Origin of the sequence: Erysipelatoclostridium sp. MSK.23.31 (assembly GCF_019125875.1) — a bacterium.
Taxonomy (GTDB): domain Bacteria; phylum Bacillota_I; class Bacilli_A; order Erysipelotrichales; family Coprobacillaceae; genus Thomasclavelia; species Thomasclavelia ramosa.
Genome location: NZ_JAHOCB010000054.1, coordinates 1 through 18,515, shown reverse-complemented (window position 1 = coordinate 18,515; position 18,515 = coordinate 1). Strand labels below are relative to the sequence as shown.

Here is an 18,515-nt window from a genome sequence, read left to right as displayed (position 1 = left end):
ATAGCAAGCTGCCGGTTCTTTTTTTATTTACGGATACCTCTGCGTATCCTTTTTTTATTTTATATCCGGCTTTAATAATAAATTCTAAGATGGGAATATTTAGAAAAAAAGAAGGTCACTTTATTTGACCTTCGATTTTTATGTTTTATATTTCAACTGCTTCTTTAACTAATGCAACTACTTCTTCCATAGTTCCACAGTTAATAGCTTTAGCAGCTAATTCATTCATTTCAGATTTTTTCATTGATCTGATTAACTTTCTTTGAGAAAGAATAGATGTAGCAGACATAGAGAATTCATCTAGTCCTAAACCGATTAGTAGTGGTGCAGCAATTGCTTCTCCAGCCATTTCTCCACACATACCTGTCCATTTACCTTCGGCATGGGCTGAATCAATTACATGTTTAACTAAACGTAAGATTGATGGGTGGAATGGTTGATATAAATAAGAAACCCCAGATGACATTCTATCAGCAGCAAATGTGTATTGAACTAAATCGTTTGTACCAATTGAGAAGAAATCAACTTCTTTGGCAAATTGATCAGCTAACACTGCTGCAGCTGGAATTTCAATCATGATACCTACTTGTAATGTATCAGATACTTCGATTCCTTCACTAATTAATTTTTCTTTTTCTTCCATTAAGATTCCTTTAGCTTTTCTAAATTCATCTAAAGTAGCAATCATTGGGAACATAATTCTTAAATCACCATATACTGAAGCTCTAAGTAATGCTCTTAATTGAACTCTAAAGATGTCTTCTCTTTGGAAACATAAACGAACCGCTCTAACTCCTAAGAATGGATTCATCTCTTTAGGTAAATCAATTGCTTCGATTTCTTTATCTCCACCAATATCTAAAGTACGAACAACAGCAGGTTTTCCTTCTAATCCTTCAAGAACCTCTTTATAAACATTGAATTGTTCTTCTTCAGTTGGTAATTGAGCAGATTCCATATATAAGAATTCAGTTCTGAATAACCCAACTCCTTCACCGCCATTGTCTAGTACACCTTGGATGTCTTTTGGAGATCCAATATTAGCAACTAGTTCGACGTGATGATCATCTAGAGTAACAGATTTTTCATTTTTCATTTTCTTTAATTCTTCCTTGTATGCGATGAATGCTTCACGTTTAGCTTGATATTCTTTAATTTCATCATCACTAGGATTAATAATTACAATACCAGCTTCACCATCTAAAACAACCATATCAGCATCATTAGTTTCATCAGTTATTGTTTTACAAGAAACAACCGCAGGAATTTCTAATGAACGCGCCATGATTGCTGAGTGAGAAGTTCTACCACCAATATTAGTAGCAAATCCTCTAACTAAGTTTTTATTTAATTGCGCAGTATCAGATGGAGTTAAGTCATCAGCAATAATAACAACTTCTTCATCGATTAAAGCAGGATTTGGCAATGACTTACCTAGTAAGTTAGCTAATAAACGACGAGATACGTCTTTGATATCAGCCGCTCTTTCTCTAAAATAATCATCATCCATACTTTCAAACATTGCAATAAAAGTATTAGCAACTTCATCTAGAGCAGCATCAGCGTTAATCTTTTCATTTCTGATTTTATCCTCTACTTGAGTTTTTAATTCAGGATCTTGTAATACTAATGCATGAGCATCAAATACAGCAGCTTCTTCTGCAGATAAATTTTTAGCAGCAGCTTCCTTAATTGATTCTAATTCTTTTGCAGTTTGTGACATTGCATCGTCAAATTTTTTGATTTCTGCCTCAGCATCTTCTACTGTTACTTTTGTCACTGTTAAATCCGGCATTACTAGTTTGTATGCTTTAGCAATCGCGATACCACTAGATGCCCCAATACCTTTTATCATATTAAAAACACCTCCATATACATTCCTATTTTACCTTATTTTTAGCAAAAAATAAAGAAATATCGAACTGTGACTAGGTATTTTCGCGTTATGAAAAAAGGGCTTTCAAAAGGGACTTACAAATTAATAGACTTTGACAAAAAATACATGACTCGTTTTTTTCGAGTTTTGAAAAATGATTGATATTTCCGGCCTTTAACTTGAAGTTTTAAGGTAAAAATAGTATCATATAAGTGGAGGGACACAAAATGAAATTAATTATAGTTGAAAATTATGAAGAAGCAAGCATTGAAGCTGCAAAAGTTATGTTAGAAGTTGTTAAAAACAATCCAACTGCTAATTTGGGATTGGCTACGGGATCTACACCAATCAGAATGTATGAATTGATGATCGAAGATCACAAGAAGAACGGGACTTCTTATAAAGATATCAAATCATTTAACTTAGATGAATATTTTGGATTAGAAGCTACTCATCCACAAAGTTATCATTATTTTATGAATAAACATTTATTCTCTGGAATTGACATTAATCCTGAAAATGTACATGTACCAAATGGTGCTGGAGATATTCAAGTAAGTTGTGATGATTACAATAAATTATTAGCTGAAAATCCTATCGATATCCAATTGTTAGGAATTGGTTCAAATGGACATATTGGTTTTAATGAACCAGGAACTTCTTTTGATTCAGTAACTCATATGATTGAATTAAAAGAAAGTACACGTCAAGATAATGCCCGTTTATTCTTTGATGGGAAAATTGATGAAGTACCTACTCATGCGATTACTATGGGAATTTCAAATATTTTACAAGCTAAAAAAGTATTATTAGTTGCGTGTGGTGAAAATAAAGCTCAACCAATCAAAGTATTGGTTGAAGGTGAAAAAACTACAGACGTACCAGCAAGTGCACTTCAAGATCATAATGATGTTGTTGTAATTGTTGATAAAGCAGCTGCTAGTTTATTAACTAAATAATAAAAGGAAAGATTTATAAATCTTTCCTTTTTTAAAACCTTTTTTTTACCTTTAAAGAAATGTGTTTAATTTGTTTACGTAAGATAAATAACGTATAATTATTATATGGGGGTACTAAATATGACAAAAAATTTATTTAAAGAAGTAGCGATGAATGAAACAAATCCAAACTACTCAAAAGCAATATCAAGACTTGAACCATTGTATCAAAGAAGTAATGATCTACGTAGTGAGTTTGGTCGTGATTATACGAGAATTATCTTTTCTCAGGCATACCGACGTTTAAAACATAAGACACAGGTGTTTTTTGCAGTTAAGGATGATCATGTTTGTACACGTAGTGAACATGTTAACTTAGTTGAATCTGTAAGTTATACAATTGCAAATTACTTAGGTTTGAATACTGAATTAACTAAAGCAATAGCAGTAGGCCATGATTTAGGACATGCCCCATTTGGTCATGGTGGTGAACGTATTATTAACGAGCTTGCTAAAATACATGGGCTCGATTCTTTTTGGCATGAGCGCAATAGTCTTCATCTCATTGATGAAATAGAAACATTAGAAGATAATGAACATCATCGCCATAATTTAAATTTGACATATGCTATTCGTGATGGAATTATTTCTCATTGTGGAGAAATGAATCAAATGAGTATTAAAAAGCGAGATGAGTATATTGATTTACAAAATTATACTAGCCCAGGACAATACAGTCCTTATACTTGGGAAGGATGTGTTGTAAAAATGGCAGATAAGATTGCCTATTTAGCACGTGATATTGAAGACGCTTTACGTCTCAAGGTACTAAAAGAGAATAAAGTTGAAGTCTTGAAAGCTTCGCTCAATAATATTACTAGTGAATATCATTTTACAGCAATCAATAATGGAACTGTCGTTAATTATTTTATTCAAGATGTATGCAGTCATAGTAATCCAAGCGATGGAATTTCATTATCAAAAGAAGCTTTTGAAATAATGAAAACAATTATGAAGTTTAATTATCAAAATATATATTTAATTGATAGAGTACAAATTCATACTAATTATGTTAAATTGATTTTAAATTCTATTTTTGATTTCTTTATTAAATACGATTTAATGGCTCGAGATAGTAATACTAATATTATTGATGAAATTTCTAAGGATAAAGATCAATTTCCCCATGCAATCAATGGATTTATCCATTGGCTTGAAAAATATAGTGTGATGAATGGAGCAAAACGTGATTCGCTTTATCAAAATAAAGTTATTTATGATTTTATTAATGATGATAAAGCAATTATTAAAAGCATTTTAGATTATTTATCAGGAATGTCAGATGCCTATATTATTCAAATATTTAATGAGCTTATTTCATTTTAATCCATTGAAGAAATTCAATGGATTTATTATTTTTACTTAAATTATTAGAATAGATGTGGTAAACTAATCATTATTAGGGAGGTTTAAATATGCCTATTAAAATACCAAATGATTTACCAGCAAGTAAAATATTAAAAGAAGAAAATATCTTTGTGATGGATGAAAATCGTGCTTTAGCTCAACAAATTAGGCCATTGCAATTATTAATTTTAAATATTATGCCGACTAAAGTAGTAACTGAAACACAGCTTTTAAGGATGCTGTCGAATACACCACTTCAAATCGAGGTAGACTGGATTCATATGGCCAGTCATGAATCTAAAAACACACCTCAAGAACATTTATTAGCTTTTTATAAGACATTTGAGGAAATAAAAGATAATAAATATGATGGTTTGATTATTACTGGAGCACCGGTGGAAAAACTTAGGTTTGAAGATGTTGATTACTGGTTAGAGATGGAAAAGATTTTAGAATGGTCAAAAACTCATGTATTTAGCTCATTTTTTATTTGTTGGGCTTCTCAAGCAGCATTGCATTATTTTTATGGTATTGAGAAACATGAATTAAAAGAAAAACTGACAGGTGTTTATTTTCATCATACTAATGTTGATAAAATGAAGCGAAAGATACTTAGAGGCTTTGATTATCAATTTTATGCTCCTCATTCACGTTATACAACAATTATGGCAGAAGATATAGCAACGATTTCTAGTCTTGATATTTTAGCTGCTAGCGATGAAGCAGGGGTTTATTTGATTGCAGAAAAAGATGGCTCACGTTTTTTTGTAACTGGTCATCCTGAGTATGATCCTGATACATTAGATAAAGAATATAATCGTGATCTGGCAATTTCTGATCAAGCTACTATGCCTAAAAATTATTATAAAAATGATGATATGCACAATGAAATTTTAGTAAAATGGCGTTCTCATGCTTATTTATTATTTAGTAATTGGTTAAATTATTACGTTTATCAAGAAACTCCATATGATTTAAATGAGTTAGAAAGTTTAAAACTAGGTAAATAATGTAATATTGTATTTACGATAAGTTTAAAAGTTGAAGAAATAAATCTTGCTCAAATTAAGTAAATCTTCTAAGTTGGACCAGCAAATGATATGTATCAAGAATTCTAGACACATATCATTTTTGGTCCAATTTTTAGAATCGGTACAATTTGAGTAATCAGTAAATTTATATATAATTTCTAAATAATGCAGTAGAATTAAGTTTCTATTTCTTTTAAGAGTTTACTTTGAGTTTGTCTGTATCTTAGCGGTGTAAGGCCCATTGTTTTTTTGAATATTTTATCAAAATATTCAATATTATTAAATCCACATTCAAAAGCTATATTTAGAATTGATAATTCAGTAGATAAAAGGAGTTCTATTGCCTTATCTATTTTTTTTTTATTTAAATATTGGCTAGGAGTCATATTTAAATATTCATGAAATTTTTTAATTGTATATTGTTTAGAATATGGTGAGATGATAAAAATATCTTTTGTTTCTTTAATTTTATTTAAATCTTGTATTTCTAATAATAATGATTTAAACCAATTTGGATATATATTCGTATCTTTTGATTGATGATAGATTAATTCTTTTATCATTTGATATAAGAACAATTCTATATCTTTATTTAACTCATAATAAGAATCGTTGAGATTGATATCATTATAGTAATTAATTAGTTTTCTAGATTTTTCATCAGATAAGTGTCCTATTACAGTATCATTAATTAAATGAAAACCTCCAAATATAGTCTGAACTCTATTCATAATTTTGTCAGAAAAAGCTAAATTGATATATTTTAAGGAAATATTTTCATTAATAGTAACAAGTTCATGAAAAATATTTTTTTTCATTAAAATAATGTCATTTCTTTTAATAATATTAGATGTTGATGTTGTATCATTTTTGATTTCACCATCAATAATTAATGTTATTTCATAATATGTCTGATAATGTTTTCCTACTTCAGATTTTTTTCTTTTTCGGTGTTGCCAGTGAATATCTTTGCTGTTATTGATGATTTCTAGACTTAGTTCTTGCATAAAGCACCTCCATTATTTTTATTATATTATAATTTTGATTTAAATAAAATTAAAAATAAAGTTAGAAAAATAAGATAAAATGAATGCTTTGTTTAATAAAGTTTAAAAAGCGAATATATGTTAAGTATGATATACCTTGTTATGATACTCTTTATATGAAAAGGAGGTAGACAAATGAATGAAATTCAATATTTAAAAGAGTTTACGAGATTGTATAAAGAAAATAGTCATGATAAATACAATCGGGAAGTAGAATGCCATTTCTTTATGCACAAGGAAAATCGTACAAAAATAACGAGCGATGATTATTTCTTATCATGTTTTCCTAGTGCAATTTGTGGTTTTGGATCAAGAAATACTAACTTTATTTACAATTGCAAATTAGAACGATTAGCAAAATTAATCGAAGGTACACATGATGTTGAAAAAGAAGAATTAGAAGAATTGTATACGTTTTGGGCTGATGAGAATGATAAAGAACGTCTTAGAAGATATTATCCAAATGATATAAAAGAATTAATGCCATATGATGATTTTGAAAATGATTATTATACAGCGTATCCTTTATATAGATTAGGAGGAGCTTATCTTGATTTTGAAAAATTATTTGATTTAGGAATAGATGGATTGATTCATGAAATTGATTCTCAACCACTCAATAGTTTTTTAAGAGCTTGTAAGAAATCGCTTATTTACTTAAAAGAATTAATAAAACTGTATCGTGATGATGCCATGGACATTAATCCTGAATTGGCTTATACGTTAAATGAATTACTTGAACATAGACCACAAAATATGAAAGAAGCGATTCAATTAATGTGGATTTATGTAGGCGTTAGTGAAATTAGAAACTATGGAAGAATGGATAATCAATTAGCACGTTTTTTAGATGATGAACAAGATGCATATAAGAATATTGCAGAATATTTCAAGGTAATTAGACAACGAAATACGATTTACAATGGTCGTATTATTTTAGGTGGAGAGGGTCGTCATGATCTTGAAAAAGCAAACAAGATATGCAGTATAGCTCTTAAAGTTATGAAAGATTTACATTTAACTGAACCACAATTAACACTTAGGTGGTCAAAAGATATGCCTGATAGTATTTTTGATAATGCGATTGATTGTATAGAAAGTGGTTGTAGTTATCCATTATTATACAATGACACGGTTAATATTAAAAATGTCAAAGAATCAATGAATGTATCATATAAAGAAGCGGTTGATTATGTTCCTCTTGGTTGTGGTGAATATGTTTTGGATCATAAAAGCATTGGTTCACCTAATGGAATCATTAATTTAGCTAAGGTATTAGAGGGGTTGGTTAATGATGGAAAATGTATGATTACTAATAAAAAAATAGTAAAGCATTATTTAACTAAAGAACCTAATACATTTGAAGAATTATATGATGTATATAAACAAGAGTTAGATTATCAAATTGATTTGTTAGCTAAACAAGAGAAATTTGAATATGATTATATGAATAATCATTGTGGATACTTATTTAATTCTATTCTTTATGATAACTGTATTGATAGAGGTAAAAGCTTATTAAATGGTGGGATTGACTATCTAGGTGGAACTTTGGAAACCTATGGTAATGTGAATAGCGGAGATAGTTTATATGCCATAAAAAAATTAGTCTTTGATGATAAAGAAATTCGTTATAAAGATATGGTTGATGCAATTAGAAATAACTTTATTGGATATGAAGAGATTAGAGAAAAATGCCTTAATGTTATCAAGTATGGTAATGATAATCCTGAAGTAGATGAAATGATTAATGAATTAAATCAGTATGTTGCAGTCACAACAAAATCTAAATCAGAAAAATATGGATTATCTTCATATTTGATAGTTATTATAAATAATGATGCAAATTCACGATTGGGATATAGAACAGCAGCAACTTTTGATGGAAGAAAAGCTTATGAACCGTTAGCAAATGCATTAACTCCTCAAAATGGTGCTGAAAAAAATGGTGTAACTGCTGTATTGAATACAGTGAGTAGCTTAGATGTCAATAATATGGCAGGTGCTGTCTATAATCTAAAATTAAGTCATGATTTGATGAATCAACATAAAGATATGGTTAAAGAGTTATTAAAAATTTACTTTTCATCTGGTGGCTCACAAATTATGATAAGTGTTATTAACCAAGAAGAATTAAAAGACGCGATGATACATCCAGAAAAATATCCTAATTTAATCGTTAGAGTTGGGGGATTCAGTGCTAGATTTATTGATTTATCACCCTTGGTCCAAAAAGAAATCGTAAGTAGGATGGTATATTAATTTGAAAACTTGTACAATTGTTAATATTGACAGATGTTCATTAAATGATGGTCCAGGTATCAGGACAGTTATATTTTTTAAAGGGTGTTGTTTAAGATGTATATGGTGCCATAATCCTGAAACATATCGTTTTGATATACAGGAGTATGAAGAGGATGGTAGAAAAAAAACATATGGTAAGATAGTTGAGACTGATGAAATTAAAAGGATTATTTTGAAAGATATGAAATATTATCATAAGACAAATGGCGGTGTGACTCTTTCAGGAGGAGAAGCACTTTTACAGATTGATGCTGCATATGAATTAGCAAAATTTTGTAAAGACGAGAAAATAAGCTTATGTGTTGAGACAAGTGGTGCAGTGCCGTTAGAGTATATAAAAAAAATAGAGGAATATGTTGATTACTGGCTGTATGATTATAAATTAAGTGATCAAGAAAAATATTATGATTATCTTAAAACAAATTCTTCCTTAATCTTAGATAATTTAAAATATTTAATCGATAATAAAAGACATATAATTTTAAGGTGTCCAATCATCCATAAAATTAATGATAATATGGACCATTTTCAAGCAATAAGTCATTATTCTAAGTATGTATCTAGTATAGAGATTCTTCCATATCATAATTTAGGGAAAGCAAAAGCTGAAAACATCAATCTAGATAGTTACTTTTATCAAGAAAATACATCAGAAGAATTAAAAGAACTGTGGAAAAAACAGTTGAGTGAATTAGGATGTTTAAACTTTAAAATACATTAAAAGGAGAGAATAATATGAATAATTTTATTGATAAGTTTGTTGAGAAAAGTTCAAAACTTGCTAATCAAATACATCTAAGATCAATGCGTGATTCTGTTGCCTTAACAATGCCATTAGCTATTTTAGCTGGCATTATGGTATTGTTAAATAGTTTGATTTTGGATCCAAATGGAGTGTTATCAAGTATTATAAATACAAATACCTTAGTTAAAGCACAAGAAGTTGGAACACATGTAACAAATGGAACATTAGGTATTTGGGCAGTTGCTTCAACAGTTGGTGTTGCTTACTGTTTATCAAAAAATAAGGGTGCTGAAGAACCATTGATTCCAGGATTTGTTGCACTATGTAGTTTTGTGACTTTAGTTCCTTTGACAACTAGTGTAACACCACTTGGAGGAAGCGAAGCAGTAGGAATAGCTAATATATTAGCTCAAACATACACAGGTGTATCTGGGATGTTTACTGGCTTAGTTGTTGGAATTACAGCCACTGAGCTATTCTTAGTAATTTCAAAAATTAAAGCTTTAAGAATTAAAATGCCAGAGTCAGTACCACCTATGGTGGCAAAGTCTTTTGATAATATGATTCCATTTATGTTGGTAGTGGTATTCTATGCAGTATTGTCATTTGTATTAGATTGTTTCTTTGGACAATCATTTAATGAATTAGTTGTAAATATTATTCAACAGCCAATTAAAGGATTAACTACTAGTTTACCAGGATTCTTGATTGCAATGGCTATTTTCAATTTATTGTTTGCAATAGGTATTCACCCTTCAGCAATTGTAGATACAGTTATTGGACCTGGTTTATTACTAGCAATTACAGAAAATATGGATGCCGTTCAAGCAGGATTGCCAGCTCAAAATATTATTAATGATTCGTTTAAACAAGTTTATGGTTTAATCGGTGGAACTGGTTGTACAATTTGTTTAATTATTGCAGTATTTGCATTCTCTAAACGTAGAGATCATAAAATGATTGCAAGTTTAGGTGTGGCACCAGGAATTTTCAATATTAATGAACCAGTTATCTTTGGATTTCCAATTGTAATGAACCCAATTATGATTATACCGTTTGTATTAGTAACACAAATAAATTTTATTTTAGCTTATATTGTTACATCATTAGGTTTGATTGAAAAATGTGTTGTTCAAATTCCATGGACAACTCCTCCAGTAATATCAGCATTTTTGTCAACTAATGGAGATATTAGAGCGGCTGTTTTCCATATTATATTGATTGTTATTGGGGTAATGATTTATTTACCATTTTTAAAAATGTCAGAAAAATCACTAAATAACCAAATTGAAGAAAATTAAATAAGAGGGGTATAACCCTCGCTTTATCCAAAATTATTAATAATATAACTACATATTAATGTTGTAGAGAACATGGAGAAGATTATGAATAAATTACCAGATAATTTCTTTTGGGGCGGTTCAGTTACTAGTTTTCAAACTGAAGGAGCAGCTTATGAAGATGGAAAAGGATTAAGTATGTATGATTTACATAAAAGGGAAAATGGAGAACCTAAATGGGATCATGGGATTGATTTTTATCATCGTTACAAAGAAGATATTGCTATGATGGAAGAATTAGGTCTTAACTTTTATCGTTTTTCTTTATGCTGGGCAAGAATCCAACCAGATGGTGAAACTAAGATAAATGAAAAAGGAATTGCCTACTATAATAATGTTATTGATGAATTACTAGCTCACGGAATAACGCCAATGATAACGCTAGATCATTATGATATACCTTTGCCATTAAAAGAAAAATACAATGGATTTTTTTCTAGAAGAGTAGTCAATGCTTTTGAAAAGTTTACAGAGATATGTGTAAAGGCTTTTGGTGATCGCGTTAAATATTGGATGACTTTTAATGAACAAAATGATTATGCAAAAGAAACTACAAAAGCGGGAGCAACTGTAGTGCCAGTAGGAATGAGCTATTCTAAATTTTTATATCAAGTAAATCATAATATTTTAATTGCACATTGCAAGGCGATTAAGATGATTAGAAAATATTATGATGCCACTAAAATTTGTGGAATGATTGCACTAACGAATTTTTATCCAAATGATAAAACACCAGAGAACTCAATGTTTTGTATGTTAGCAGATTTATACACTCATCAATTTCATGGGTATGTTTTTACTAAAGGGAGATATCCAGAATACATGATTAGATATTTTAAAAATCATCATTGTATGCCAGAATTTGAAGAGGGTGATGAAGAACTATTGAAATATACAGTTGATTTTTTAGGAGTATCATATTATCGTTCTTACACTCTTACAACAGGTGATTTTGAAGAAGACAAGCCGTTCTACGATGTTATTGAAAAGAATATTGTCAGAAATGAAAATTTAGATATAACTAATTGGGGATGGGAAGTTGATCCTGTGGGATTACGTAATAACTTAACTAATTTGTATACTAGATATGAGTTACCATTATTAATTTTAGAAAATGGTTATAGTCATCTAGAAGATTTATGCGATAATAATGAGATTAATGATGATTATCGTATAAAATTCCATCATGATCATTTAGTTGAAATGAAAAAAGCAATTGAGCTAGATGGTGTAGATTGTTTTGGGTATATTACTTGGGGTCCATTTGATATGTTAAGTAGTTCTGGAGATATGAATAAGAGATATGGTTTTATTTTTGTTAATCGTACAAACGATGATTTGCGAGATATGAAACGATTTAAGAAAAAGTCATTTGCATATATGAAAAAAGTATATAAAAGCAACGGTGAAGAAATATAACAAGAGGTGAAGTTAAAAGTTGTAAAAGGAAACAATGAGCAAAAACATGAAAAAAGTAAATACTAAACGTAATGAGTTTAGAATAGATAACACCGATGTTAAAACGATGGATCAATCTGAAAAATCCTCACAGTGGTAGTTGTTATGATAAAACAAGAAATAAATGGTATGTAAAAATCACACTTAAAAAGAAAATCTATAACTTAGGCAGATATGATACTTTGGTACATTTACCCATAAAAAGTAGAAAATTATATTTTCAATGTATCGGCAAACTGTACTGTTGTTCGGACTTGGTCTGCCTTTTCTAAAAAAAATTTCAGTAGAAAAGGCTATCGTTATGATAACCGGTATTTACAGATAATGTATATCTTCTTTTTCTATAGTGTTTTTTATTCTGGTTCTGATAAAGGTAATTGGTTTGTACAAATCCCTGTCATAGCGCTGATTGAATGAAACAATATGTCTGCGATGCAATAGGTGTATTGAACATATCCACAAAAAAAGTTTATATATATTTGCAGGTTTTCGATTCCAAAAACTATAAGAAGGGATATAAAGATACTTTTTATTAATCCTGTTTCATATCTGATGAGATATCCTAAAGGTATAAACATAATCAGATGACATACAGAATATTCAGTTTGATATAGAAGTCTATAGTATGGGTTATAGAATGTTATCATATTTCTGATGTCTTTAGTAAAATTATAATTATCACCGGGATCTATCACTACTAGAAAAAACAACACACAAAACAGTAAAGAAACATATGTGGTGGCAGCAAAACTCCAGACAATAGAGTATTTTTTGTCTCTGAAAAAAATAACTGTTAGCAAAATTACGCCTATTACAAACAGCCTATAGGGGAATACAATAATGTTATTCCCGCTATAGGCATAAAATTTAAGCAAATCAGTCAACAGTAACATTAATTTCCATATATAACACGTAATGTTGCAGAAACGTATACATTATTATAGTAGTCCGCTTTTGAACTTGTGATACGGATTTCATAATTGCCTGCAGGGAAGTCACCCCAGCTTACATACTGACCAGACTGCAAAGGTACAGATTTAATCTTACCAGTTCTGTTTCCATTGTGAAATAATTCAAATGATATGGTTTCGTTTGGGAATGAAGTGGTAGAATTTATAAATATGCTAATTCCACCGTTTGACATGACATATTCTTTAGGTGTTAATTTATAATTGCTAAAACTAACATTATAAGTTACAGAATTAACTGTTAATCCTTCAGACTCCTGCGTGATGGGCTGTGTCTCCATTGCAAATAAATTTGATGATGACATTAATGCCATCAAAGGAACTAAACATAGGCGTAATATTTTTTTCATTTTGTTCCCTTCTATTTTTGCTTATATTATAGACTATAAAAATAATTACTGATATAAAATATCAAGATAAAGTTAATTTTATATGTTCTTTATGTAATATTTTTATAACTGAAAGATATAAAGTAAAAAATTATCTTTTATCATCACATATAAAAATGATGTCAGAGCATCAGGATATTAAAGATAAGTGCTATTTTATATTATACCTATGAAGAAGTTTTTAATGAAAAAGATGTATTAAATTGAAATAGTGTGTATGTATATGGAACAAGTTCCATATGTCTAAGAGTATTGCGTGATCTGCGAAAAAGCAAGGTAATACAAGTCTCCACTTTGCTTTTTCTCTTGCTCACTCACTGGTAGAAGGTAAGGCAGGGATATTATTTGATTAGTATGCTACTCAAAAAATTATAAAAATGTGGAAAGAAAAAAATATTAGGACTGTTATTAAATTAGATAATGCTTTAGAAAATTTTCAAGTTTTGTTTGCTTATAACTCTAATTATAAGATCACACAAGAATTGTTGTAAAGAAATAGAATCTACCACTTTAAGAAATAAATGCAAAATCATAAATTTTTTAAGTATGTCAGAATTGCAGAAGTTTGTGGGTAGCCAATTTTAGAACTGGTCTGATAGGATTGCTTCGCATGACAAGATCTTTTTTGTAAATGAGTCTGTAACAACCCAGTATCTGATTGATTAAATTTTGCTGTTTCATATTAAGGTAGATTCTAAATTTAATCCCCTTTTGCCATTGAGATATTTTTGGTTTTCAATGTATTGTTTAATGACTTGTGAGGGAGCATCACTCACCGTAGATGCAAAATAGCTGTTCGTCCATCTTCAATTACTTGCGTAAATTCGATGGACATGTCTTATACTCCCATAGTTAAAGCAAGAGAGACAACACATTTGATAAATAACAGTATAAAAGAGAAATAGTTTAAACTTAATCAGTTTTTACATCAACTTCAGTATCTTTTGTATCATTTAAATTATTATACTTGTTTACAGCTATGATACATTTTGGCAGTAGAATAACTAATAATATTAAAACCACAACAATTAAAACACTTTTTAGAGTTTCTAGAAATGCATACGAATTCATATAGGCTATACCGTCCATACTATAATATCCTCCTTAGATTTATTATTTTATATCTCAATATTATTTATCATATTATAATTACGGATGTTGCTTTTATAGTAAAAATATGTAATTTTATGGAAAAATCAATTACAATATACCAGGAGAAAGATAATTTTTGCTATATTCTCTCTGGACAAATAATAGCTTGAAAAACTTTGAAAGAGGATATTTTATATCTTCCTAGACTATTGATAAAGTACATCATGTATCAAATCAATAGTTTTTTATTTGCATAGGAAAGAGAGTATGATAAAATAAAAAGGCAAGAAGATGATTTCGTCCTAGTTTGCAAAATTTGAAACTCTTTTTGCTTTTTATATATAAAGGAAAATTGAAAAAAATGGCATAATTAAGATGTAGATTAGAGTGGTAAAATATGGTAATGACAAGACGGAGTATCAAAAAGACAATATCATAATGAGTATAATAGAAGAGTTAGTACCGTAGGAACATAATGTAAGTAAACTAGATTTATACATAGATTGGGATTTTATAAAAAGATCTATACATTGATTTTGGTCGATCGGACATAGATTTAGTGTTACTTTTTAAAATGGTATTTATCGGTTGCTTTCTTCATCCATATATGAAAATTCCTCCTGTATTCTTCAAAATGGAATGATGTTACAGTTAGATAACATTCCATCATTTAAAAAAAAGATTCAAAAGAAATATCCAAAAATGTGTGTGGAGAGAATAAAAAAAAGAATTAATTACATTTAAGAAGAATTAAATATCCATTTACACGAGGATGTTTTACCAATGGCTTCAACATTAGGATAATTAGGGTCGTACTTACTAAATAAAATAAAGAGTCTTAAAGTATAAGATTATGATAGTTTCATCAGTAGTTTTGAACTGTAAGAGAAGATTAAAATCTATACTTACCTAACACCAGTGATAGTTTTCTTTTGCTTTGTATCAAATACTGCCTTGAATTTATCAATATTCATAATATGTAACCACTCTAGATATAGTATAGTTGTCTAGTCTGATATAGTTAAACCGTTATGCTGATTTGTTAACATTTTTAGACAAAGAAAAAGAACTAAGTATGAACTGAATTTCAAAAGTTGGACAGTTTATAAATAGTTCTTTTTATGATTAATCTGTTGTCCAATAATTATTACTTCAAAAATTCCAATGAGAAAGAAGTTTATTTCATGAATCTTCTAACGATTTTACATCATTTTTATTATTTTGCTTATTAAATTCTCACATCATTATGATAAAATAATCCTCTATAAAATGCCTTAATCTTCTAAAAAATGGAACATTATGTTAATTTTATTAATAATAAAATATCGTTACAAAAGTATTAGTATTTATATATCTGGATTTTTGTGATTGAAAAAAAGTAGATATCATTTCCTGATACATATATAATACTATTTGTGAAGGTTTGACTGTATTTTTTTGTATTTTACAGTAAAAAAGTACTAAGAAATAATGCTTAGATTTGAAACGTTTGAAAGAAAAGTTTTAAAAAAATCAAAAGAAGAAATCAATGAAAAGTCAAACGTACATATGAGCCATAAAAATGAAAACCAGTCATTCAATAACTTTGATTTTATTTACGTTTAATTGGTAGTCAAAAGCTGATGTCATAGATGTTAAAACAGAAGTACATCAGGAACCAATGAACTGCCCTGAACAAATGGAACTGGAAGAATTTTTAAAGGAGTTTGAGTAACGTGGTTATATTAAAAGACAAAATGAAGATCAGTACTGAAAAGAACCTCAAAGAATATGAAACGCTTCTACAAGCTTTTAAATGCTCAAACGCTCCAAACAAAGAACAACGAAACAAGGACTGTGAGTACGCAATAAAAAAAGAACAGATACTAAGCAATCTAAAGCATTACAAAAAAGTCCGTAATGTATTTTACGAACTTTTTTGTACCAAATGTTCTTGAACCGCTGAACTATTAGAAGTGAAAAAAGATAAGTAGTCGAGAGATTTTTTTAGATTTTCGAAAGTATAAAAAACTATACATACCAACAGTTTCAAACGAAAAAACTATAGCTGTAACCATAGGAATAATGAAAGCATGTGATTTTTTCACATAACGAGAGAGGGTGGTCTAGGCGCAAGAACCCTAGACCACCCTCTCGAAAAACGTCGATACAATAGGCTAAAACAATGAAATCATAGCGTTAAAAAGTCGTGCCACTGTGGTACAACTTTTTACTTATAAATACGTATAAATAATACCCACTTATTATACCTTTTTTTGATTATGCAATTGTTAGAAACTGTTTTTATTAACAAGTTATTATTTCGATACTGCTATATAAATAATATATTTTGACAATGTTATAAATGATAACATTGTTTTATTCTATAATAAATCGACTCTGATACTTTGTAGGTGCACCATATGAAGAGAGATACGTCCATGATCCGCCATATTGTGGTTTTCTGTATACGTCATATTTTTGAACTTTATAATTTCTTGCTACTTTTAATTTTATAGCTTTACCTACTTGAGTTGATGATATGCCTACAAATACTCCACCACTAGAACCTGATACCACACCAGGAGAATATGCTACGTCAACAGATAAATATTTTCCAGCAATACTAATCCCTAAAGACCATGTTCCTGGACTTCTTGAACTATCACTCCAATAGAAACCGCTATTTTCCGAATTAAAAATAGTACCTCCTGCTGGTTGATCATAAGCATTTTTATATGGTGAAAATGAAGATGTTTGAGGGTCACCAACTTTTCTATAATCATAAGCATATGATTCTTTTGTCCGCTCAAAATAAGCTTTCATTTTTGCAATTTCTATTTCTTCAGCTGCTCTAAATTCTTCTTCTGTTGGGGTATATATAATAATATTGCTATTATCAGTACTTTCTAATGCAGAAATATTGGAAACAGGAATACAAACAAAAATCATTAGTAGAGCGATTATAATTTTAATAGATTTCATAACTTTTTCATCTCGCATATAATTTAAATATTTATTATAGCATTATCTTATATAAATATTGTAATATAAACTAGCACATTTTTCTATATAAAGTCAAAAAAATATGATTATAAGGTTATTATTTGATTTATCGTTATATAACGTAGTATAATTTTTTTGTAGGAGGAATAGATATGAAAAATAAATACAAAATAATTGTTATAGTGGTAATAGTATTTCTTCTTTCGTCTTTTTATTTCGGATACTCATTAGGAATAGATGCAGATAAACCTAATGTAATTAATAAAATATCAGGAACATATCAATTATTTAAAGGTAATGAAACATTAACAGTAACAATTGATGATCAAGATAATCTTTATTACCAAAATGGATTTGAAAATGAAAGTATTAAAATAAAAACACAAATAAATAAATTATACGAAAATTTATATTTATTTGAAAATGAGAAGCTAAGTTATAATTTAATCTTATTTAATGATAATTTTTTATTGCTTATAAATATTAATGATCAAACATACGACAAATTAGAAAAAGTTTCGAACACACAAGTTTTTTTATAAAAAAGAAGAGGTATACCCTATAATTTTGTAATTTAAATATATATATTTTCTCATTATTAATAATGTTGATTTATTAAAGTATTAAAAGTCTAATATGGCTGTTTACTGCTTTAAGGATATGAATATGGGGATATTAGTAGATTTTACTGAACATTACAATTATATTAATTAAATATGAAAACCTTAATTTGTCAGTTAAAAGTAAATAATTAATGTTTGAGTGTGTAGTTCAGTTGAATTACGCACTTTTAAATTTTATAATCGTTTTAGAATCAGTTTAATTATTAATGATGTGTTAATAATTAAATTAAAGGCAGTTGAGGTGAGAATGATTAGTGCAGGAAACAGGATATATATGGCTATAGATTTAAAATCTTTTTATGCTTCTGTAGAA

15 protein-coding genes and 1 pseudogene are annotated in these 18,515 nt (G+C 28.9%); 9 read left to right on the top strand and 7 right to left on the bottom strand.

The window, feature by feature from the left end; translation table 11 throughout:
* Window positions 1–145: 145 nt before the first annotated feature.
* Complete coding sequence (gene ptsP / locus KSU54_RS16575; RefSeq protein WP_003537757.1) at window positions 146–1,855, bottom strand: phosphoenolpyruvate--protein phosphotransferase; 1,710 nt, start codon at window positions 1,853–1,855, stop codon at window positions 146–148.
* Window positions 1,856–2,103: 248 nt separating this feature from the next.
* On the opposite strand from ptsP, the gene nagB reads away from it, so the two are divergent.
* From nagB to metA, 3 genes are all read left to right on the top strand, one after another.
* Window positions 2,104–2,835 (top strand): glucosamine-6-phosphate deaminase, encoded by a 732-nt coding sequence (gene nagB / locus KSU54_RS16570; RefSeq protein ID WP_022007712.1) that lies wholly within the window; start codon window positions 2,104–2,106, stop codon window positions 2,833–2,835.
* A gap of 120 nt (window positions 2,836–2,955) precedes the next feature.
* On the top strand, window positions 2,956–4,200 hold the full coding sequence (locus KSU54_RS16565) for a deoxyguanosinetriphosphate triphosphohydrolase family protein (RefSeq protein WP_008792930.1): 1,245 nt from the start codon (window positions 2,956–2,958) through the stop codon (window positions 4,198–4,200).
* Window positions 4,201–4,289: 89 nt separating this feature from the next.
* Entirely contained in the window at window positions 4,290–5,231 is a 942-nt protein-coding gene (gene metA / locus KSU54_RS16560; protein ID WP_003537760.1) for a homoserine O-acetyltransferase MetA, read from the top strand.
* 197 nt (window positions 5,232–5,428) lie between these two features.
* Here the strand turns inward: metA and KSU54_RS16555 are convergent, their stop codons facing one another.
* A complete protein-coding gene (locus KSU54_RS16555) occupies window positions 5,429–6,259 on the bottom strand; it encodes a helix-turn-helix domain-containing protein (RefSeq protein ID WP_117792726.1) in 831 nt (276 codons plus the stop codon).
* 174 nt (window positions 6,260–6,433) lie between these two features.
* Between KSU54_RS16555 and KSU54_RS16550 the strand changes: the two genes are divergently transcribed.
* From KSU54_RS16550 to KSU54_RS16535, 4 genes are all read left to right on the top strand, one after another.
* On the top strand, window positions 6,434–8,560 hold the full coding sequence (locus KSU54_RS16550) for a glycyl radical enzyme domain-containing protein (protein WP_117792724.1): 2,127 nt from the start codon (window positions 6,434–6,436) through the stop codon (window positions 8,558–8,560).
* 1 nt (window position 8,561) lies between these two features.
* Window positions 8,562–9,323: a radical SAM protein gene (locus KSU54_RS16545; RefSeq protein WP_029482488.1), complete on the top strand. Its 762-nt coding sequence runs from the start codon at window positions 8,562–8,564 to the stop codon at window positions 9,321–9,323.
* Window positions 9,324–9,337: 14 nt separating this feature from the next.
* Window positions 9,338–10,648, top strand: coding sequence for a PTS sugar transporter subunit IIC (locus KSU54_RS16540; RefSeq protein WP_029482487.1), 1,311 nt, complete (start codon window positions 9,338–9,340; stop codon window positions 10,646–10,648).
* 84 nt (window positions 10,649–10,732) lie between these two features.
* Window positions 10,733–12,106, top strand: a complete 1,374-nt coding sequence (locus tag KSU54_RS16535) for a glycoside hydrolase family 1 protein (protein WP_226814594.1) — start codon at window positions 10,733–10,735, stop codon at window positions 12,104–12,106.
* 931 nt (window positions 12,107–13,037) lie between these two features.
* Here KSU54_RS16535 and KSU54_RS16530 read toward each other — a convergent pair.
* The 4 genes and pseudogenes from KSU54_RS16530 to KSU54_RS16515 all read right to left on the bottom strand — a co-directional run bounded on the left by KSU54_RS16530 (window position 13,038) and on the right by KSU54_RS16515 (window position 14,591).
* Window positions 13,038–13,463: a hypothetical protein gene (locus KSU54_RS16530; RefSeq protein WP_117792720.1), complete on the bottom strand. Its 426-nt coding sequence runs from the start codon at window positions 13,461–13,463 to the stop codon at window positions 13,038–13,040.
* Window positions 13,464–14,051: 588 nt separating this feature from the next.
* Window positions 14,052–14,207: a helix-turn-helix domain-containing protein gene (locus KSU54_RS19540; protein ID WP_226814596.1), complete on the bottom strand. Its 156-nt coding sequence runs from the start codon at window positions 14,205–14,207 to the stop codon at window positions 14,052–14,054.
* A pseudogene (locus tag KSU54_RS16520) lies at window positions 14,180–14,296 on the bottom strand (hypothetical protein); the annotation flags it as partial. The gene KSU54_RS19540 and the pseudogene KSU54_RS16520, both read right to left, overlap by 28 nt.
* Window positions 14,297–14,414: 118 nt before the next feature.
* A complete protein-coding gene (locus tag KSU54_RS16515; protein ID WP_155854243.1) occupies window positions 14,415–14,591 on the bottom strand; it encodes a hypothetical protein in 177 nt (58 codons plus the stop codon).
* A gap of 1,473 nt (window positions 14,592–16,064) precedes the next feature.
* Here KSU54_RS16515 and KSU54_RS19350 point away from each other — a divergent pair.
* The gene (locus tag KSU54_RS19350; protein WP_335755708.1) at window positions 16,065–16,199 is read left to right on the top strand and encodes a hypothetical protein; all 135 of its coding nucleotides are present in this window, start codon (window positions 16,065–16,067) and stop codon (window positions 16,197–16,199) included.
* 753 nt (window positions 16,200–16,952) lie between these two features.
* Here the strand turns inward: KSU54_RS19350 and KSU54_RS16510 are convergent.
* Entirely contained in the window at window positions 16,953–17,558 is a 606-nt protein-coding gene (locus tag KSU54_RS16510) for a hypothetical protein (protein ID WP_029482491.1), read from the bottom strand.
* 173 nt (window positions 17,559–17,731) lie between these two features.
* On the opposite strand from KSU54_RS16510, the gene KSU54_RS16505 reads away from it, so the two are divergent.
* The gene (locus KSU54_RS16505; protein WP_117582632.1) at window positions 17,732–18,121 is read left to right on the top strand and encodes a hypothetical protein; all 390 of its coding nucleotides are present in this window, start codon (window positions 17,732–17,734) and stop codon (window positions 18,119–18,121) included.
* Window positions 18,122–18,515 lie beyond the last annotated feature (394 nt).